18 protein-coding genes are annotated in these 17996 nt (G+C 59.2%); 13 read left to right on the plus strand and 5 right to left on the minus strand.

Annotation, left to right across the window (positions count from 1 at the left end; translation table 11 throughout):
- Nucleotides 1-6 precede the first annotated feature (6 nt).
- From C7534_RS16400 to phhA, 5 genes are all read right to left on the minus strand, one after another.
- Nucleotides 7-189 carry a hypothetical protein gene (locus C7534_RS16400; RefSeq protein WP_046032788.1) on the minus strand — a complete coding sequence of 61 codons (183 nt, stop codon included), beginning with the start codon at nt 187-189 and terminating at the stop codon, nt 7-9.
- Between the two features lie 77 nt (nt 190-266).
- A complete protein-coding gene (locus C7534_RS32830) occupies nt 267-401 on the minus strand; it encodes a hypothetical protein (RefSeq protein WP_256577151.1) in 135 nt (44 codons plus the stop codon).
- A gap of 293 nt (nt 402-694) precedes the next feature.
- On the minus strand, nt 695-1888 hold the full coding sequence (locus C7534_RS16405) for an amino acid aminotransferase (RefSeq protein ID WP_109786381.1): 1194 nt from the start codon (nt 1886-1888) through the stop codon (nt 695-697).
- Entirely contained in the window at nt 1888-2244 is a 357-nt protein-coding gene (locus tag C7534_RS16410) for a 4a-hydroxytetrahydrobiopterin dehydratase (protein ID WP_046032790.1), read from the minus strand. The genes C7534_RS16405 and C7534_RS16410 overlap by 1 nt, the downstream gene beginning before the upstream one ends.
- Before the next feature lie 104 nt (nt 2245-2348).
- Entirely contained in the window at nt 2349-3134 is a 786-nt protein-coding gene (phhA, locus tag C7534_RS16415; protein ID WP_027922317.1) for a phenylalanine 4-monooxygenase, read from the minus strand.
- A 415-nt stretch (nt 3135-3549) separates the two neighbouring features.
- Between phhA and C7534_RS16425 the strand changes: the two genes are divergently transcribed.
- The 13 genes from C7534_RS16425 (at nt 3550) to C7534_RS16485 (ending at nt 17980) form a co-directional block, all read left to right on the plus strand.
- The gene (locus tag C7534_RS16425) at nt 3550-5109 is read left to right on the plus strand and encodes a sigma-54-dependent transcriptional regulator (RefSeq protein WP_109786383.1); all 1560 of its coding nucleotides are present in this window, start codon (nt 3550-3552) and stop codon (nt 5107-5109) included.
- A gap of 166 nt (nt 5110-5275) precedes the next feature.
- On the plus strand, nt 5276-5443 hold the full coding sequence (locus C7534_RS16430) for a periplasmic nitrate reductase, NapE protein (protein WP_046032791.1): 168 nt from the start codon (nt 5276-5278) through the stop codon (nt 5441-5443).
- Between the two features lie 39 nt (nt 5444-5482).
- Nucleotides 5483-5749 (plus strand): chaperone NapD, encoded by a 267-nt coding sequence (locus tag C7534_RS16435; protein ID WP_109786384.1) that lies wholly within the window; start codon nt 5483-5485, stop codon nt 5747-5749.
- Nucleotides 5740-8244 carry a nitrate reductase catalytic subunit NapA gene (napA, locus tag C7534_RS16440; RefSeq protein ID WP_109786385.1) on the plus strand — a complete coding sequence of 835 codons (2505 nt, stop codon included), beginning with the start codon at nt 5740-5742 and terminating at the stop codon, nt 8242-8244. Before C7534_RS16435 ends, napA begins: the two co-directional genes overlap by 10 nt.
- Before the next feature lie 11 nt (nt 8245-8255).
- On the plus strand, nt 8256-8747 hold the full coding sequence (locus tag C7534_RS16445) for a nitrate reductase cytochrome c-type subunit (RefSeq protein WP_046032794.1): 492 nt from the start codon (nt 8256-8258) through the stop codon (nt 8745-8747).
- Between the two features lie 9 nt (nt 8748-8756).
- Complete coding sequence (locus C7534_RS16450) at nt 8757-9353, plus strand: cytochrome c3 family protein (protein WP_046032795.1); 597 nt, start codon at nt 8757-8759, stop codon at nt 9351-9353.
- A 214-nt stretch (nt 9354-9567) separates the two neighbouring features.
- Nucleotides 9568-10308: a flagellar basal body rod protein FlgF gene (locus C7534_RS16455; protein ID WP_109786386.1), complete on the plus strand. Its 741-nt coding sequence runs from the start codon at nt 9568-9570 to the stop codon at nt 10306-10308.
- A 45-nt stretch (nt 10309-10353) separates the two neighbouring features.
- Nucleotides 10354-11139: a flagellar basal-body rod protein FlgG gene (gene flgG, locus C7534_RS16460; RefSeq protein WP_109786387.1), complete on the plus strand. Its 786-nt coding sequence runs from the start codon at nt 10354-10356 to the stop codon at nt 11137-11139.
- Nucleotides 11140-11191: 52 nt separating this feature from the next.
- Entirely contained in the window at nt 11192-11887 is a 696-nt protein-coding gene (gene flgH, locus C7534_RS16465; RefSeq protein ID WP_109786388.1) for a flagellar basal body L-ring protein FlgH, read from the plus strand.
- A 27-nt stretch (nt 11888-11914) separates the two neighbouring features.
- Nucleotides 11915-13003, plus strand: a complete 1089-nt coding sequence (locus tag C7534_RS16470) for a flagellar basal body P-ring protein FlgI (RefSeq protein ID WP_109786389.1) — start codon at nt 11915-11917, stop codon at nt 13001-13003.
- Between the two features lie 12 nt (nt 13004-13015).
- Nucleotides 13016-14311: a flagellar assembly peptidoglycan hydrolase FlgJ gene (gene flgJ, locus C7534_RS16475; protein ID WP_077430670.1), complete on the plus strand. Its 1296-nt coding sequence runs from the start codon at nt 13016-13018 to the stop codon at nt 14309-14311.
- Nucleotides 14312-14334: 23 nt separating this feature from the next.
- A complete protein-coding gene (flgK, locus tag C7534_RS16480) occupies nt 14335-16401 on the plus strand; it encodes a flagellar hook-associated protein FlgK (protein ID WP_109786390.1) in 2067 nt (688 codons plus the stop codon).
- A 13-nt stretch (nt 16402-16414) separates the two neighbouring features.
- Entirely contained in the window at nt 16415-17980 is a 1566-nt protein-coding gene (locus tag C7534_RS16485; protein WP_109786391.1) for a flagellar hook-associated protein 3, read from the plus strand.
- Nucleotides 17981-17996 lie beyond the last annotated feature (16 nt).

Genomic DNA, 17996 nt, shown 5'->3' on the forward strand with positions numbered 1-17996 from the left:
GGTGAATCAGGGTTTGGCGGGGGCAACCAGTTGCGTCGTGACCAGGGCGGCCAAGGCGTTTTCTTCGCTGCCGAAACGGGCGAGCAACGCGGCTTGTTTCTCGGGGGAAAGGCGATTCCAGATATCGATCATCTTCTCGGCGGTGCCGATCAGGACGCTGGCTTGGGTCTCGCTGAATTCATCGGTCATGGTGTGTAGCTCAAGGGTTCAGGCGGTGTGGAAAGCGCATGTTAGCGCTTTCCACACGGTCTGGCATTGCAGGTGTTTCAGTCTTCGCTGTCGGCCTGGCGGCGTTCAGTGGCTTCTTTTTTTGGCTCGGGCTGTTGGGCGCCGGCTTGTTGCGTGGTTGTCTGCTCAGTTTCGTGCAGGCTTGGGAAGGGGAGATTAGGAATCTCGTGCATGTTTCGCGCTCCTCGCAAAGTCTGTTGATAGATCTGGTAGATCCGCGCTTTTAAAAAGCTTGGGCAGAATACAGCAGTAAAAATGACAATCGGACTTTTATATCCAATTGTTGCGACGGAAGGGGTTGTCTAGACAGGTCTGTGTAGGAGTTGGCGCAGCCTGCGCTGATCGTTCCCGCGCTCTGCGTGGGAATGCCTCAACGGACGCTCCGCGTTCGGCTCTGGAAGGGACGCGGAGCGTCCCGGGCTGCATTCCCACGCAGAGCGTGGGAACGATCAGCGTAAGGCGGGGGTTATTTGCAAACCTTGGCGATTGCCTCGGCCAACAGATCCAGACGCGTAGCATCGATGCCCGCCACGTTCGCCCGGCCCGAGTTGACCATGTACACGCTGTGATGGTCCCGCAGGTTTTTTACTTGCTCCGGCGACAGCCCGGTGTAGGAAAACATCCCGCGTTGCACGCCGATGTGGGCAAAGCGCTCGCGCAAGCCATGTGGCTCCAACGCTTCGACCAGGCCGCTGCGCAATTGGGCGATGCGCAAACGCATGGCTTCCACTTCGTCGGCCCAGAGGCTTTTCAGCTCCGGATCGCCAAGAATGGTCGCGACTACGGCCGCGCCGTGATCCGGTGGTGTCGACCACAGGTTGCGCGCGATGTTGGCCAGCTGGCTGCGGATGTCCACGAGCTTTTCAGCGGTTTTTGCACAGACAATCAGTGCGCCGGTGCGGTCGCGGTACAAACCGAAGTTCTTCGAGCAGGAACTGGTGATCAGCACTTCCGGCAACGCCGCGGCGAACAACCGGGTCGACCAGGCATCCTGCTCCAGGCCATCGCCGAAGCCCTGGTAAGCGAAGTCGATCAACGGCAACAGGTCTCGACTGCGCACCACGTCCAGCACTCGGTGCCAGTCGTCGTGGGACAAGTCGAAACCGGTCGGGTTGTGGCAGCAGGCGTGCAGCAACACCACGTCGCCCTTCGGCGCTTCGCTGAGTACCGCGAGCATGGCGTCGACGTCGAGGCGGTTGTCGCTGCCCACGTACGGGTAGTGACTGACCTTGACCCCGGCCGCCGCGAAAATCGTTTCGTGGATCGGCCAGGTCGGGTTGCTCAGCCACACGCCACGGCCCGGCAGGCACTGGGCGATGAAGTCGGCGCTCAAGCGCAATGCACCGGTGCCGCCCGGGGTCTGGGTCGCCCCGGCCCGTTGCCCGGCGATCAAGGCGGAATCGGCACCCAACACCAGCTCATTGATGGCTTTGCCGAAGGCCGGTTCGCCGTGACCGCCAATGTAGGTCTTGGTGGTTTGACGATCCACCAGACGCTGCTCGGCAAGCTTCACCGACTGCGGAATCGGCGTCAGACCCTGGGCATCTTTATAGACGCCCACGCCGAGGTCGAATTTGCGCGGGTTGGGGTCCTGCGCATAAGCCTCCATCAAGCCGAGAATCGGGTCGCCGGGGACTCGACCTATGGCGTCGAAATGCATTATTTGCGGCCCTCGGCGTCTTTGGCCACTTCGTCAGTGCGCGCAGCCATGATGAAGTCGTTGCGGTGCAGGCCCTTGATGGAGTGGCTCCACCAGGTGACGGTGACTTTGCCCCATTCGGTCAGCAGGCCCGGGTGGTGACCTTCGGCCTCGGAGATCTCGCCAACGGCATTGGTGAACGCCAGCGCGTGTTTGAAGTTTTTGAACAGGAACAGCTTTTCCAGCTGCATCACGCCGTCGCGTACTTCGATGTTCCAGTCTGGGATCTGCTTGATCAGTACCGGCAACTCTTCGTCGCTGACCTGAGGGGCACCGGCTTGGCAGGCTTCGCAGTGGGCTTGGTTCAATGTGGACATGATGTGTACCTGAAATCGAATGATTGGAAATCGGCCGTCAGTAACACCACGCTAAACCAAAGCGTCGGTTCCTGACAGGCTCACTTGTTTCTAAAAGCAGCGGATCACGCAGCCTTTGGCGGAAATTTCGGGGTGTGCAAGCCCAGCTGCATGCCTTGTTTGACCATGCTCATGATGTCTTCATGAGCCACATCAAACAGACGCTTGAGGTTCGGCAGGACAAAGTACAGCGGTTGCAGGATGTCGATGCGATACGGCGTGCGCATGCATTCCAGCGGATCGAACGCCTGATGCTCAGGTTCGTTCGACAGGCAGTAAACGGTTTCTTTTGGAGAAGAAAGAATGCCGCCGCCGTAAATGCGCAGGCCTTCAGCGGTATCGACCAGACCGAATTCGATGGTCATCCAGTACAGGCGCGCCAGGTAAACGCGTTCTTCCTTGGTCGCTTGCAGGCCCAGTTTGCCGTAGGTGTGGGTGAATTCGGCAAACCAAGGGTTGGTCAGCAGCGGGCAGTGCCCGAAAATCTCGTGGAAAATGTCCGGCTCTTGCAGGTAATCCAGCTCTTCGCGGGTACGAATAAACGTCGCCACCGGAAACTGCTTGTTGGCCAGCAACTCGAAAAAAGTCTGGAAGGGGATCAGCGCCGGAACCCGGGCCACTTGCCAGCCGGTGGTTTCACCGAGGACTTTGTTGATCTCGCCCAGTTGCGGAATGCGGTCGTGGGGCAGACCGAGTTTTTCGATACCGTCCAGGTACTCCTGGCACGCACGACCTTCGATCACTTTCAATTGACGAGTAATCAGCGTGTTCCACACCGCATGCTCTTCAGCGGGGTAGTCGATAAAACCTTGCGCATCGGGCTCGCGAGCCACGTATTGCGTCTGCTTCATGCTGCTCTCCTGCGAGGGGATTCGTTCTTGTTATGTACTGCTATGGACCTAGAAATACCCCAAGGATTGCGGCGTTGCAGCAGGGTGACGGCTTGTTGCGTAGGAAAATTCGCCATTTTTCGTAAAGAATTCGTTACGGATTGGCGGCTATGGCCTAGCTGTTGAGATTCGCGGGTTTGAAATGGTGCAAAGGTGTCACATAATCTTGACGACTATCTTCACGCGCGACAGAAAAATTCTGCCGGCACGTTCAGTTGAGCGCTGCGATTCCCCTGTAGGCGCTGAGCTTGCTCGCGATGAGGGGGCCACATTCAGCATGGATGTCGGCTGGTACACCGCTATCGCGAGCAAGCTCGGCTCCCACAGGGAATGTGTGCAGGCACTGACCTCATTTATCGTTTTTCGGGCCATTTATATGCGTATCAAAGTCCACTGCCAGAACCGTATCGGTATCCTGCGCGACATTCTCAACTTGCTGGTTGAGTACGGGATCAACGTCGCCCGCGGTGAGGTCGGCGGCGAACATGGCAACGCGATCTACCTGCATTGCCCGAACCTGATCAACATTCAGTTCCAGGCGCTGCGTCCGAAATTTGAATCGATTGCCGGCGTATTTGGCGTCAAGCGCGTAGGGCTGATGCCCAGCGAGCGTCGGCACATGGAACTCAATGCGTTGCTCGGTGCCCTGGAGTTTCCGGTGTTGTCGATCGACATGGGCGGTTCCATCGTTGCGGCCAACCGCGCGGCGGCGCAGTTGCTCGGGGTGCGGGTGGATGAAGTGCCGGGGATTCCGCTGTCGCGTTATGCCGAGGATTTCGATTTGCCGGAACTGGTGCGCGCCAACAAATCGCGAATCAACGGGCTGCGGGTCAAGGTTAAGGGCGACGTGTTTCTGGCTGATATCGCGCCGCTGCAATCGGAACATGACGACAGCGAAGCCATGGCCGGCGCGGTCCTGACGCTGCACCGCGCGGACCGGGTAGGGGAGCGCATCTATAACGTGCGCAAGCAGGAACTGCGTGGGTTCGACAGCATCTTCCAAAGCTCGAAAGTCATGGCGGCCGTGGTGCGCGAAGCCCGGCGCATGGCGCCGCTGGATGCGCCGCTTTTGATAGAAGGCGAGACCGGCACCGGCAAGGAATTGTTGGCCCGGGCCTGTCATTTGGCCAGCCCGCGCGGGCAATCACCCTTGATGGCACTCAACTGCGCCGGGCTGCCGGAGTCGATGGCCGAGACCGAATTGTTCGGCTATGGCCCCGGTGCCTTCGAAGGCGCACGCGCCGAAGGCAAGCTCGGGCTGCTGGAACTGACGGCGGGCGGTACGCTGTTTCTCGATGGCGTGGGAGAAATGAGCCCGCGCTTGCAGGTGAAATTGCTGCGCTTCCTGCAGGACGGTTGCTTCCGTCGTGTGGGCAGTGATGAAGAGGTCTACCTCGATGTGCGCGTGATCTGCGCGACCCAAGTGGATTTGTCCGAACTGTGCGCGCGGGGCGAGTTTCGCCAGGACCTTTATCACCGCTTGAATGTGTTGTCGCTGCACATCCCGCCACTGCGTGAATGCCTTGATGGTTTGACGCCGCTGGTGGAGCACTTCCTCGATCAGGCCAGCCGGCAAATCGGATGCCCGCTGCCGAAACTGGCACCGGCCGCGATGGAGCGGCTCAGTCATTACCACTGGCCGGGTAACGTCCGGCAATTGGAAAACGTGTTGTTCCAGGCGGTTTCGTTGTGTGAGGGCGGGACGGTCAAGGCCGAACATATTCGTCTGCCGGATTACGGTGTGCGTCAGCCGCTTGGCGATTTTTCGCTGGAGGGCGGGCTTGACGAGATCGTCGGGCGTTTCGAGAAAGCGGTGTTGGAGCGACTTTATTCGGAGCATTCCAGCAGCCGGCAATTGGGCAAGCGCCTGGGTGTTTCTCATACAACCATTGCCAATAAGTTGCGTGATTATGAAATTGGCAAACTTGAGCGTTAACGTTATTCGGCGAGCAGCCAAGACAAGAATAATTATCGGCTGTTAGTTGTTCTCTAGCGCCTCTAAATCGCATTGGAAGCGCTTTACCCTTACCGTTGATCCGAATCGTAGAGCTTCCCAGACAGGCCATCTAGGCTCAATTCAAAGTTTGGCAGGAGCGATCACCATGCCATCAGCGGATGACTCTACCCAGCAAGTGCGCAAAGAAACTCGCCTGTTCTTTTTTCTGATTGTTGTTCTTTTTCCAGTGCTGTCGGTGGCGATAGTGGGTGGTTACGGTTTCTTTGTCTGGTTTCTGCAAATGCTGCTTGGCCCTCCCGGACCACCCAATTGATTGTTGTCCCTCTTAGTGGCATGACGGGGAGTATTGATCATGGAAAAGACGCTGCATATTGCCAGTCTGGTAGTGCTTGCTCGTCCTGAGTTGTTCAAGGCGGTGAAGGCCAATTTACGTTTGCTCAATGGCGTTGAACTGCATCAGGAAAGTCCCGCCGGCAAACTGGTGGTGGTGCTGGAGATGGAAAAAGAAAGCGAGATTTCCCAGCGCATAAACCAGATCAACAACTTGCCGGGTGTGCTCAATGCCTCCCTCGTTTATCACGAGATTCTCGATGTGACGGGAGAAAGCACATGCCTATGACGCGGCGAGAATTTGTCAAAGCCCAGGCTGCCGGGATTGCTGCGGCGGCTGCGGGACTTCCGGTATTTACCTCTGCCAGTAATCTCATCACCGAAGAAGACCGGGTGGCCCTGGACTGGAACAAGGCACCCTGCCGTTTTTGCGGTACCGGGTGCAGCGTGATGGTGGCGACCAAGGACAATCGGGTGGTCGCCACTCACGGTGATGTGAAAGCCGAGGTCAATCGCGGGCTGAACTGCGTCAAAGGCTACTTCTTGTCAAAGATCATGTACGGCGTTGATCGCCTGACTCAGCCACTGTTGCGCATGACCAACGGGCAGTATGACAAGCAGGGCGAGTTTCAGCCGGTGTCCTGGGATCAAGCGTTTGATGTGATGGAATTGAAGTTTAAGGAGGCGATAAAAAACAAAGGGGCCGAATCAATCGCCATGTTCGGTTCTGGCCAGTGGACTGTCTGGGAAGGGTATGCGGCCAACAAGTTGATGAAGGCCGGGTTTCGCTCAAATAACATTGATCCCAATGCACGTCATTGCATGGCGTCTGCGGTCATGGGGTTTATGCGTACGTTCGGTATCGATGAGCCGATGGGCTGTTATGACGATATCGAAGTCACCGACGCGTTCGTGTTGTGGGGTTCAAACATGGCGGAGATGCATCCGATTCTTTGGAGTCGGGTGACGGATCGCCGATTGAGCCAGCCCAACGTCAAGGTCGCGGTGCTTTCTACCTTCGAGCATCGCAGTTTTGAGTTGGCCGACATTCCCATGGTGTTCAAGCCACAGACTGACCTGTTTATCCTCAACTACATTGCCAATCACATTATTGAAAGCGGCTCGGTCAACAAGGACTTTGTCAGCAAGCACACTAAGTTCGCCAAAGGTACGGATGACATCGGCTACGGCCTGCGTGCCGATAATCCGCTGGAGATGAAGGCGCGCAATGCCGCCAAGGCGAATACCTGGACCGATATCGATTTTGAGCAATTCGCGGCGTTCGTAAAACCTTACACGCTTGAGCGCACGGCCAAGGAAACCGGCGTTCCGGCCGAGCGCCTCAAGGCGTTGGCCGAACTGTATGCCGACCCCAAGCGCAAAGTGGTTTCGTTCTGGACCATGGGCTTCAACCAGCACACGCGTGGCGTGTGGGCCAATAACCTGATTTACAACATCCACCTGTTGACCGGAAAGATCAGCGAGCCGGGCAACAGTCCATTCTCCCTGACGGGCCAGCCTTCGGCCTGCGGGACGGCGCGCGAAGTGGGCACGTTCTCCCATCGCTTGCCCGCCGACCTGGTGGTCACCAACCCGGCGCATCGCGCCAAGGCCGAGCAGATCTGGAAAGTGCCGCCGGGCACCATCAATGAAAAGGTCGGGTTTCACGCCGTGCAGCAGAGCCGCATGCTCAAGGACGGTGTGCTCAACGTGTATTGGACGATGGCCAGCAACAACATGCAGGCCGGCCCCAACATCATGCAGGAAGTGTTGCCGGGCTGGCGCAACCCCGAGAACTTTGTGGTGGTCTCGGACGTGTACCCCACGGTCTCCGCCCAAGCGGCCGATCTGATTCTGCCCACCGCGATGTGGGTCGAGAAAGAGGGCGCTTATGGCAATGCGGAGCGGCGTACGCAGTTCTGGCATCAGTTGGTTTCGGCGCCGGGTGAGGCCAAGTCTGATCTGTGGCAACTGGTCGAGTTTTCCAAGCGCTTTAAAACCGATGAGGTCTGGTCGGCAGAGGTGTTGACCACGTCACCGCAGTACAAGGGCAAGACCCTGTATGAGGTGCTGTTCAAGAACGGTCAGGTCGATCAGTTCCCACTGGATCAGATGGCGGCGGGTTATCAAAACGACGAAGCCCGGGATTTTGGCTTTTACCTGCAAAAAGGGCTGTTCGAAGAATATGCCCAGTTCGGCCGTGGCCACGGTCATGACCTTGCCCCGTTTGATCGCTATCACACCGAACGTGGATTGCGCTGGCCCGTCGTCGAGGGCAAGGAAACACTCTGGCGTTTCCGGGAGGGGTATGACCCTTACGTGGAGAAGGGCAGCGGTGTGCAGTTTTATGGCTATCCCGACAAGAAAGCGATCATCTTCGCGCTTCCTTACGAGCCGCCAGCAGAGTCCCCGGACGCGGACTTCCCGTTCTGGCTCAGCACCGGCCGGGTCCTTGAGCACTGGCACACCGGGACCATGACGCAGCGCGTAGAGGAACTCTATAAAGCGGTCCCCGACGCCTTGGTCTACATGCATCCGGCGGATGCGAAAGCCTTGAATGCCCGCCGTGGCAGCGAAGTGAAACTGATCAGTCGGCGCGGTGAGATGCGTGCGCGCATCGAAACCCGAGGGCGTAACAAGCCACCCGAAGGCCTGGTGTTTGTACCGTTCTTCGATGCCAACAGGCTGATCAACAAAGTCACGCTCGATGCGACGGACCCTATCTCCAAACAAACTGATTACAAAAAATGCGCGATCAGGATTGAAGTGATCAAGACGGCATAAGGAGAGCTCTGATGAATTGTCGTTCGCTGTCCTTGCTTGCTGCTCTGCTGGTTGGGTTGCCAGCGGCATTCGCGGCGCAGCCGGGTTACCCGCTGGACGCCCCGGCGCCGGATGGTCGGCGACCCGGAGGGACCTTGACGCAGGAGTTCCCGGCCCCGCCGATAGCTGAAGACGAGAACAAGGACCTCAAGCGCGAGCGCAATTATCCCGAGCAACCGCCCACCATCCCGCACAGCACTCGGGGATACCGCATCGACAAGAACAGCAACAAGTGCCTGTCTTGTCATAGCCGCGCCAACAGCGCTCGCACTCAGGCGCCGATGATCAGCATCACCCACTACATGGACCGTGATGGTCAGGCGCTGGCCGCGGTATCGCCACGCCGGTATTTCTGCAATCAGTGCCATGTGCCGCAAAAAGACGTGAAACCTCTGGTGAACAACAGCTTCAAGAACATTGACCAGGTGCTGCAAGACGAAATCAACGGCCAGTCGAAACCCTGAGGAGAGGACATGAAATCGTTGCTTGCCCTGCTCAAGGATTATTGGGGTGTTCTGCGTCGGCCCAGTGTGCATTACAGCCTGGGCTTCCTGACGCTCGGCGGGTTTATTGCCGGGGTGATTTTCTGGGGCGGTTTCAACACCGCGCTGGAAGCGACCAATACCGAGAAGTTCTGTATTTCCTGCCATGAAATGCGCGACAACGTTTTTGTCGAGTTGCAGGAAACCATTCACTACACCAATCGCTCCGGCGTTCGAGCCACGTGCCCGGACTGCCATGTTCCCCATGAATGGACGCACAAGATTGCCCGCAAGATGCAGGCCTCCAAGGAAGTGTGGGGCAAGGTGTTCGGCACGATCGATACCCGTGAAAAGTTTCTCGATATGCGGCGTGAGTTGGCCGAACACGAGTGGGGGCGGCTCAAGGCCAACGACTCCCGGGAGTGCCGCAATTGCCATAACTTCGAATTCATGGATTTCACCCGTCAGGGCAAACGCGCCGCCAATATGCACTCCACGTCACTGGCCAGCGGCCAGGCGACGTGTATCGACTGCCACAAGGGCATTGCCCACCAGTTGCCCGACATGAGCGGAGTCAAAGGCTGGTAGCAAATCCGGCCGAGGGCTTTCACCGTATTGCCGCGAAGCGGCATATCCGCGCCGGTTTTTCGACTTTGACACAATCCGTCAGCCTCCCCTGATAACCCTCAAGCCCAGTGTTTTAAAGGGCTTTGAGCCTCTGCGTGCAAGTTGGTCTGCAAATTGCTACAGCCTGCGAAGTACAGCGGTGGGCGGCAAACGTCCGGCATGCAGAGGAAAGAGTGTGGACAAGTACCTTTATGTGGCAATGACCGGCGCCAGCCAGAATGCACTGGCGCAGAAGGCTCATGCCAACAACCTGGCAAACATCTCCACCAACGGTTTTCAGAAGGACCTGGAACAGGCCCGTTCGATGCCGGTGTTTGGTGACAGCTTTCCGGCGCGTGCGTTTGCCATGACCGAACGCCCGGCCACCGACTTCTCCCCTGGCTCGCTGGTCGAGACCGGCCGCGACCTCGATGTCGCCGTGCAAGGCAATGGCTGGATCGCCGTGCAGAACCCTGGGGGTCAAGAAACCTACGTGCGCACTGGCAGCCTGAACGTGGACGCCCTGGGCGTGCTGCGGGCTGGCAACGGTATGCCGGTGATGGGCAATGGCGGACCGATCGCCGTGCCGCCCGAGCAGCAAATCGAGGTGGGCGAGGACGGCACCATCAGCATCCGTGCGATGGGCGAAGGCCCGCGCGTGATGGCTGAAGTCGACCGCATCAAGCTGGTCAACCCGGACATGAAGAACATGACCAAAGGCCTGGATGGTTCGATCCACACCAAGGACGGCAAGCCGGCGCAAGCCGACTCCGGCGTCAAACTGGTGTCCGGGTTCCTGGAGTCGAGCAACGTCAACGCCGTGGAAGAAATGACCTCGGTGTTGGCTTTGTCGAAGCAGTTCGAGCTGCACATCAAGATGATGAACACCGCCAAAGACGATGACCAGGCCATGGCTCGGGTCTTGCAGATCAGCTAATTATCAGAACGTCGCGCCGTAAAACAGGCGCACGAGGAGAATCGAATGCTTCCGGCTCTATGGGTTGCCAAAACAGGTCTGTCCGCCCAGGACACCAACCTGACCACCATTTCCAACAACCTGGCCAACGTGTCGACCACGGGTTTCAAACGTGATCGTGCCGAATTCCAGGACTTGCTCTATCAGATCAAGCGCCAGCCAGGCGCCCAGTCGACCCAGGACAGCGAACTGCCGTCGGGTCTGCAAGTGGGTACCGGTGTGCGCATCGTCGGCACCCAGAAAAACTTCACCGCCGGCAGCCTGCAAACCACCGAGCAGCCACTTGACCTGGCGGTCGACGGTCGCGGTTTCTTCCAGATCCTGCAGCCGGACGGCACCACGTCTTACACCCGCGACGGTACGTTCCACCTCGACTCCAACGGTCAGGTCGTGAACGCCAGCGGCTTCGCCCTTGAGCCAGCCATTGTCATTCCCAGCAACGCGCAGACCTTCACGGTCGGTCGCGACGGCACCGTGTCCATCACCGTTCCGGGTAACCCGGCCAACCAGGTGATCGGCAACCTGCAAACCGCCGACTTCATCAACCCGGCCGGTCTGCAAGCAGTGGGCAACAACCTGTTCCTGGAAACCGCTGCTTCCGGCGCACCGCAAGTCGGTACCCCGGGCCTGAACGGTTTCGGTACCACGCTGCAGAACACCCTGGAAACGTCCAACGTCAGCACTGTTGAAGAGATGGTCAACATGATCACCACTCAGCGTGCTTACGAGATGAACTCCAAGGTGATCTCCACCGCCGACCAGATGCTCTCGTTCGTAACGCAGAATCTGTAATCAAGTCTATGAGGCGGCCATGAGGTCGCCTGCAACACCGTGAGGTAGGGTCATGAATCGCTTTGTATCTGTTCTGGCACTGAGTGGGGCTGTTGTGCTCGCGGGCTGCGTCCCAACGACGCCCAAGCCCAATGACCCTTATTACGCCCCGGTGTTGCCGCGCACGCCGTTGCCGGCGGCCGCGAACAATGGCTCGATTTATCAGGCCGGTTTCGAACAGAACCTGTACAGCGACCGCAAGGCGTTCCGGGTGGGTGACATCATCACCATCACGCTGAACGAGAAGACCCAGGCCAGCAAAAACGCCAACTCGCAAATTGGCAAGAACAGCAAAACCAGCATCGGCCTGAGTTCGCTGTTCGGCTCTACCCCCAACACCAACAACCCGTTTGGCAGTGGTGACTTGAGCCTGGACGCCAGCTATGAAGGCGACCGCGCGACCAAGGGTGACAGCAAGGCGGCGCAGGGCAACACCCTGACCGGCTCTATCACCGTGACCGTTGCCGACGTGTTGCCTAACGGCATCATCGCCGTGCGTGGCGAGAAGTGGATGACCCTTAACACGGGCGATGAACTGGTGCGGATTGCCGGACTGGTGCGCGCCGATGACATCTCGACCGATAACACTGTGTCGTCGACCCGTGTTGCCGATGCGCGCATCACCTACTCGGGCACCGGTTCGTTTGCCGATGCGAGTCAGCCAGGCTGGTTCGACCGTTTCTTCCTCAGCCCGCTGTTCCCTTTCTAGGTGGCTACGTTGAATTTCAAAAGTCTTATGGTGGCTGCGTTTTTGCTGTCGGCAGCCTTCAACGTTCAAGCCGAGCGGCTGAAGGACATCGCCAGTATTTCCGGCGTACGCTCCAACCAATTGATCGGTTACGGTCTGGTGGTGGGGCTTAACGGCACCGGTGACCAGACAACGCAAACCCCGTTCACCCTGCAGACCTTCAACAACATGCTCTCTCAGTTCGGCATCAAGGTGCCGCCGGGTTCGGGCAACGTGCAGTTGAAGAACGTGGCCGCGGTATCGATCAGCGCGGACCTGCCGCCGTTTGCCAAGCCGGGTCAGCAAGTCGATATCACCGTGTCGTCCATCGGTAACTCCAAGAGTCTGCGCGGCGGTACCCTGTTGCTGACGCCGCTCAAGGGTATCGACGGCAACGTCTATGCCATCGCCCAGGGCAACCTGGTGGTGGGCGGTTTTGATGCCGAAGGCCGTGACGGTTCGAAGATCACCGTCAACGTTCCGTCGGCCGGTCGTATCCCTGGTGGTGCGTCGGTCGAGCGTTCAGTGCCGAGCGGTTTCAACCAGGGCAACAGCCTGACGCTGAACCTCAACCGTTCGGACTTCACCACCGCCAAGCGCATCGTCGACAAGATCAACAACATGCTCGGCCCGGGCGTTGCCCAGGCCATCGACGGCGGTTCGATCCGCGTCAGCGCACCGCTTGATCCAAGTCAGCGGGTCGACTACCTGTCGCTCCTGGAAAACCTTGAAGTCGATCCGGGGCAGGCGGTGGCGAAAGTCATCATCAACTCGCGTACCGGCACCATCGTGATCGGCCAGAACGTCAAGGTTTCGCCGGCCGCCGTGACGCACGGCAGCCTGACCGTGACCATTACCGAAGACCCGATTGTCAGCCAGCCCGGCCCTCTGTCCAATGGTCAGACGGCGGTTGTGCCGCGCTCGCGGGTTAACGCACAGCAAGAAGCCAAGCCGATGTTCAAGTTCGGCCCGGGCACCACTCTCGACGAAATCGTGCGTGCGGTGAACCAGGTCGGCGCGGCACCGGGCGACTTGATGGCGATCCTCGAAGCACTGAAACAGGCTGGCGCATTGCAAGCCGACCTGATCGTGATCTAAGGGACCGTCGTCATGGATATGCGCAAGAGCGGTCTGGTCAGCAGTAGCGACTCCGGTTCCTATTCGGACTTGAATCGCTTGAACCAGCTCAAGGTGGGCGACAAGAACAGTGACGGCAACATGCGCAAGGTTGCGCAGGAATTCGAGTCGCTGTTCCTTGGTGAAATGCTCAAGTCCATGCGCTCGGCCACCGAAGCGTTGGGCAAGGACAACCCGCTCAACACGCCGGCGGCCAAGCAGTATCAGGAAATGTACGACCAGCAGTTGGCCATTTCCATGTCCCGTGAGGGCGGTGGTATTGGTCTGGCAGACGTGCTGATGCGTCAGATGTCGAAGAACAAACCACTGGCGCCGGGTGAGGCGGCAGCGGCATCCGCGGCCAAGCAGGAAGCGGCGAAAGCCGCCGTGCCGACGCCGATTGCAGCGGGCACCGTGGCCACCGACGGTCCGCTGTCGCGGCTCAATGGTCAGCGTCCGTTGTGGGCTTCGCGCTCGGTGAAAGCGCCGGCAGGCGAGGGCACGCATCGCAATGACATGGAGCTGATCAATCAGCGTCGTCTGGCCTTGCCACCGAAACTGGCGGATCGCTTGCTCGCCGGTCTGGTGCCTTCGGCAACGACTGCTGCGACCGCCAACAAACCGTTGTTGCCTGAGCGTGGCGTCGCGACGCCTGCGGCAGCGACCGGTGCCGGTCCGCTGTTCAATGGTGACTGGCTGGCCTCGCAAACGGACACGAAATCGAGCGGACGCATGCAGGTTTACGGCCGTGCCATGGCGCAGATTCCCCTGGCACCGCCGAAGAAAGCCTTCAGTTCCGCCGACGAATTCGTCAACACCATGCTGCCGATGGCCAAGGAAGCCGCCGAGCGCATTGGCGTCGATCCGCGTTACCTGGTGGCCCAGGCGGCGCTGGAAACCGGTTGGGGTAAATCGGTCATGCGCGCCCAGGATGGCAGCAGTAGCCACAACCTGTTCGGCATCAAGGCCGGCACCAGTTGGAAGGGCGATTCGGCGCGGGCCATCACCAGTGAATTCAGGAATGGCGAGATGGTCAAGGAGACGGCTGAGTTCCGTTCCTACGACTCGTACAAAGACAGCTTCCATGACCTTGTGACTTTGCTGCAAACCAACAATCGCTATCAAGATGTTGTGAAGTCGGCCGATAACCCAGAACAGTTTGTACGCGAGTTGCAGAAAGCCGGGTATGCAACCGACCCGGATTACGCAAGCAAGATCTCGCAGATAGCCAAGCAGATGACGAGTTACCAAAACTACGCTGCGGCGGGCGCTTCCACCACGCCTCTATAGGCACAAGGCATAAGGTCTGAACCATGAGTTTGCTCAATATCGGGATGTCGGGTCTGGCCGCTGGCCAATCCTCGTTGATGACTACCGGCAATAACATTGCCAACGCCGACACCGCCGGTTATTCGCGTCAGCAAACCGTGCAGAGCAGCAAAGCCTCGAATCAATTCGGCAACGTCTACATCGGCACCGGCACGACCCTGGCCGATGTGCGTCGGGTGTACAACAGCTACCTCGATGCACAACTGCAGACCACCACCTCGCTCAACAGCGATGCGGCCGCGTACGCCGGGCAGATCAGCCCGCTCGATGCCTTGCTGTCGGACAGCGGCACCGGCCTCAACGGCGCGCTGACCAAGTTCTTCGCCTCGGTGCAGAACGTCAACGCCAAGCCGGGTGACGATGCGTCTCGTCAATTGCTGCTCAGCGATGCTCAGGCCTTGAGCGCTCGTTTCAACTCCGTATCCAGCCAGTTGACCGCGCAGAACGCCAGCATCAACGGCAACCTGACGAACATGGCCGACCAGATCAACAAACTGGCCGCCACCGTGGCCCAGATGAACCAGAAAATCTCCGAGGTTTCCAAGGCCGGCGGCATGCCGAACGAGTTGCTCGATGCGCGCAACGAAACCGTGCGTCAGCTCTCCACCTTCACCGGCGCGCAAGTCATCGAGCGCGACGGCAACCTTGATGTGTACCTGGGCAGCGGCCAGCCGCTGGTCATGGGCGGCACCGCCAGCACCCTGCAAGTGGTGCCGAGCCTGGCCGATCCTTCGCGCATGGGCATTCAGCTCAACCGTGGCGGCAGCACTGTCGACATCACCTCGGTGATCACCGGTGGCGAGATTGGCGGTCTGCTGCGCTACCGCAGCACCGTGCTCGATCCTGCCATGAACGAATTGGGGCGCGTGGCGCTGGTCGTCGCCGATCAGATGAACGGCCTCCAGGCCCAGGGCATCGACAAGAACGGTGCGTTCGGTTCGAACCTGTTCAACAGCGTCAACAGTGCCGCACAGATGGCCGATCGCAGTGTTGCCACCGTTGGCAACAGCGCCGGTTCAGGCGACTTCGATGTGAGCATCGAGGACAGCGGCAAACTGACCATCAACGATTACAAAGTCACCTTCACCAGTGGCACCAACTACACCGTACAACGTCTGCCGGACGGCACGTCCATGGGCGCATTCAGCACCCTGACCACGCCACCGCCAGTGATTGACGGCTTCTCGTTGACGCTCAGTGGCGGTACTGCCGCCGCCGGTGATACGTTCAAGATCACCCCGACCCGCAACGCGGCGGCGAACATCAAGACCGAGATGACCGACTCCAAGCGTCTGGCGATCGCGGCACCGTTGAGCGCGGCCATTGCGCCGGGCGGCAGCGGTACCCTGACCATTTCGTCCAGCGGTCAGCCAACCGTGACCACGAAGTTCGACATCTACGACACGGCCACCACCGCACTCATCCAGAACGGCATGAAAACCTCCATGCCGGTCAAAGTGGTGTTCGGTGCCCCGGCGGCCGGCGGTGCCAGCCAGCCTTACCAGTTGCTCGATGCCAAAGGCGTGCAGATCAGCACCGGCACCATCATACCGAACCAGAACAACACCCTGAGCCTGACCGTGCCGCTGCAAGATGGCACGGGTGCGCCGATCATGGATCCGGGCCCACCTGCCGTGCAGCGTACGGTCAGCTTCGACATGACCGTGGCCGGTTCGCCGGCCACTGGCACTGCGGTGGACATCAACATCGCGCAACCAGGCACGATGGATAACCGTAACGGCACCGCACTGGCCGGCTTGCAGACCAAGCAGGTGGTCGACACCGGCTCCGCGAGCAAAGGCATTTCCCTGACCGACGCCTACGGCAAACTGGTCGAGGGTGTGGGCGCCAAAGCTGCTCAGGGCAAGCTCGACAGCGCCGCGACCGGCGCCATCCTGGACAACGCCAAGGGCGCTCGCGATTCGCTGTCCGGTGTCGACCTCGATGAGGAAACCGGCAACCTGGTCAAATACCAGCAGTACTACACCGCCTCTTCGCAGATCATTAAAGCTGCGCAAGAAATCTTCAGCACACTGATCAACAGTCTTTAAGGAGTCGTAGCCCATGCGCATTTCTACCGCCCAGTTTTACGAGTCCTCTGCTGCCAACTATCAGAAGAACTTCTCCAACGTGGTCAAGAGCAGCGAAGAGGCCAGCAGCCTGGTTCGCATCAACACTGCTGCGGATGATCCGGTTGGCGCTTCGCGTTTGTTGCAGCTGGGCCAACAGGCTTCGATGCTCGACCAGTACAAAGCCAACACCAATACCTTGAAGTCGACCCTGGGTCAGACCGAGTCGGTCATGACCAGCATCACCAACGTACTGCAGCGCGCCCAGGAACTGGCGATCGGTGCCGGCAACGCCGGTTACACCGACGCCGACCGTCAGGCCAACGCTTCGGAACTGGGTCAGATCGAAGAGCAGTTGCTGAGCCTGATGAACAGCCAGGACGAGAACGGCAAGTACATCTTCTCCGGCTCCAAGGGCGACACCGTGCCGTTCACCCGCAACGCCGATGGTACCTACAGCTACAACGGCGACCAGGTCACCCTCGATTTGAAAGTCGGCGACACCATGTCGATGGCCACCAATAGCACCGGTTGGGAAGTGTTCCAGCAGGCCGTCAACACCAGCCGCAGCCAGGTCACCATGACCGCGCCGGCCGTGGATGACGGTCGAGTGGTCCTGTCCAATGGCCAGGTGTCGTCGAGCGTGACCTACAACAGCAAGTTCCGTTCGGGCGAGCCGTACACCGTCGATTTCGTCAGCGGCACCCAGTTGAAAATCACCGACTCGGGCGGTAACGACGTGACCGCTGAAGCCAGTCAGGGTGGCGCGTTCAACCCGGCGACCACGGTTGGCCAGACCGTGTCGTTCCGTGGCGTCGACCTGAACCTGAACATCAATCTGGCGGTCGGTGACAACGCAGCCACCGTGCTGCCGGGCCACAGCTTTACGCTTGCGGCCAAGCCTGACACCTTCACGGCAACCCGCAGCCCGGGCAACCCGACAGCCACTCAGGTCACTGGCAGCAGCATCACCAACCCAGTGGCTTATCACGCCAGTTTCCCTACGGGATCGGCAGTGATGAAGTTCACCAGCGCCACGGCGTTCGACCTGTACGCCGCCCCTTTGACCGCCAACAGCCAGCCAGTGTCTTCCGGCACCGTAGCGGCTGGCATCGCCACCGCTTCGGGCGTGAGCTTCACCCTGGCCGGTACGCCGGGCGCGGGCGATCAGTTCAGCGTGGCCGTCAATACCCACGAAACCCAGAACATCCTGGATACCGTGAACCAGTTGAAGACTGCGCTGAATACGCCAATCAGCGGCAATCCGATCCAGGTTCAGAAATTTCAGGCTGCGTTGGCCTCGGGCATCGGCAACCTGGCGAGCGGCAGCGATCAGTTGTCCAGCTCCCTGAGTTCGGTGGGTGGTCGTGGTGCAGCCCTGTCTACCCAGAGCGAAACCAATCAGAGTCTGGTCATGGCCAACACCCAGACCCAGTCGGCGATCCGCGATTCTGATCCAGCCGAAGTCATGACCCGTCTGACCTTGCAGCAAACCATGTTGCAAGCGTCGCAACTGGCTTTCAGCAAGATTGCTCAACTGGGCTTGTTCAACAAAATCTGAGTCTGTGGCTGCCGAG

The sequence above is a fragment of the Pseudomonas sp. OV226 genome (assembly GCF_003148705.1).
Classification (GTDB): Bacteria; Pseudomonadota; Gammaproteobacteria; order Pseudomonadales; family Pseudomonadaceae; genus Aquipseudomonas.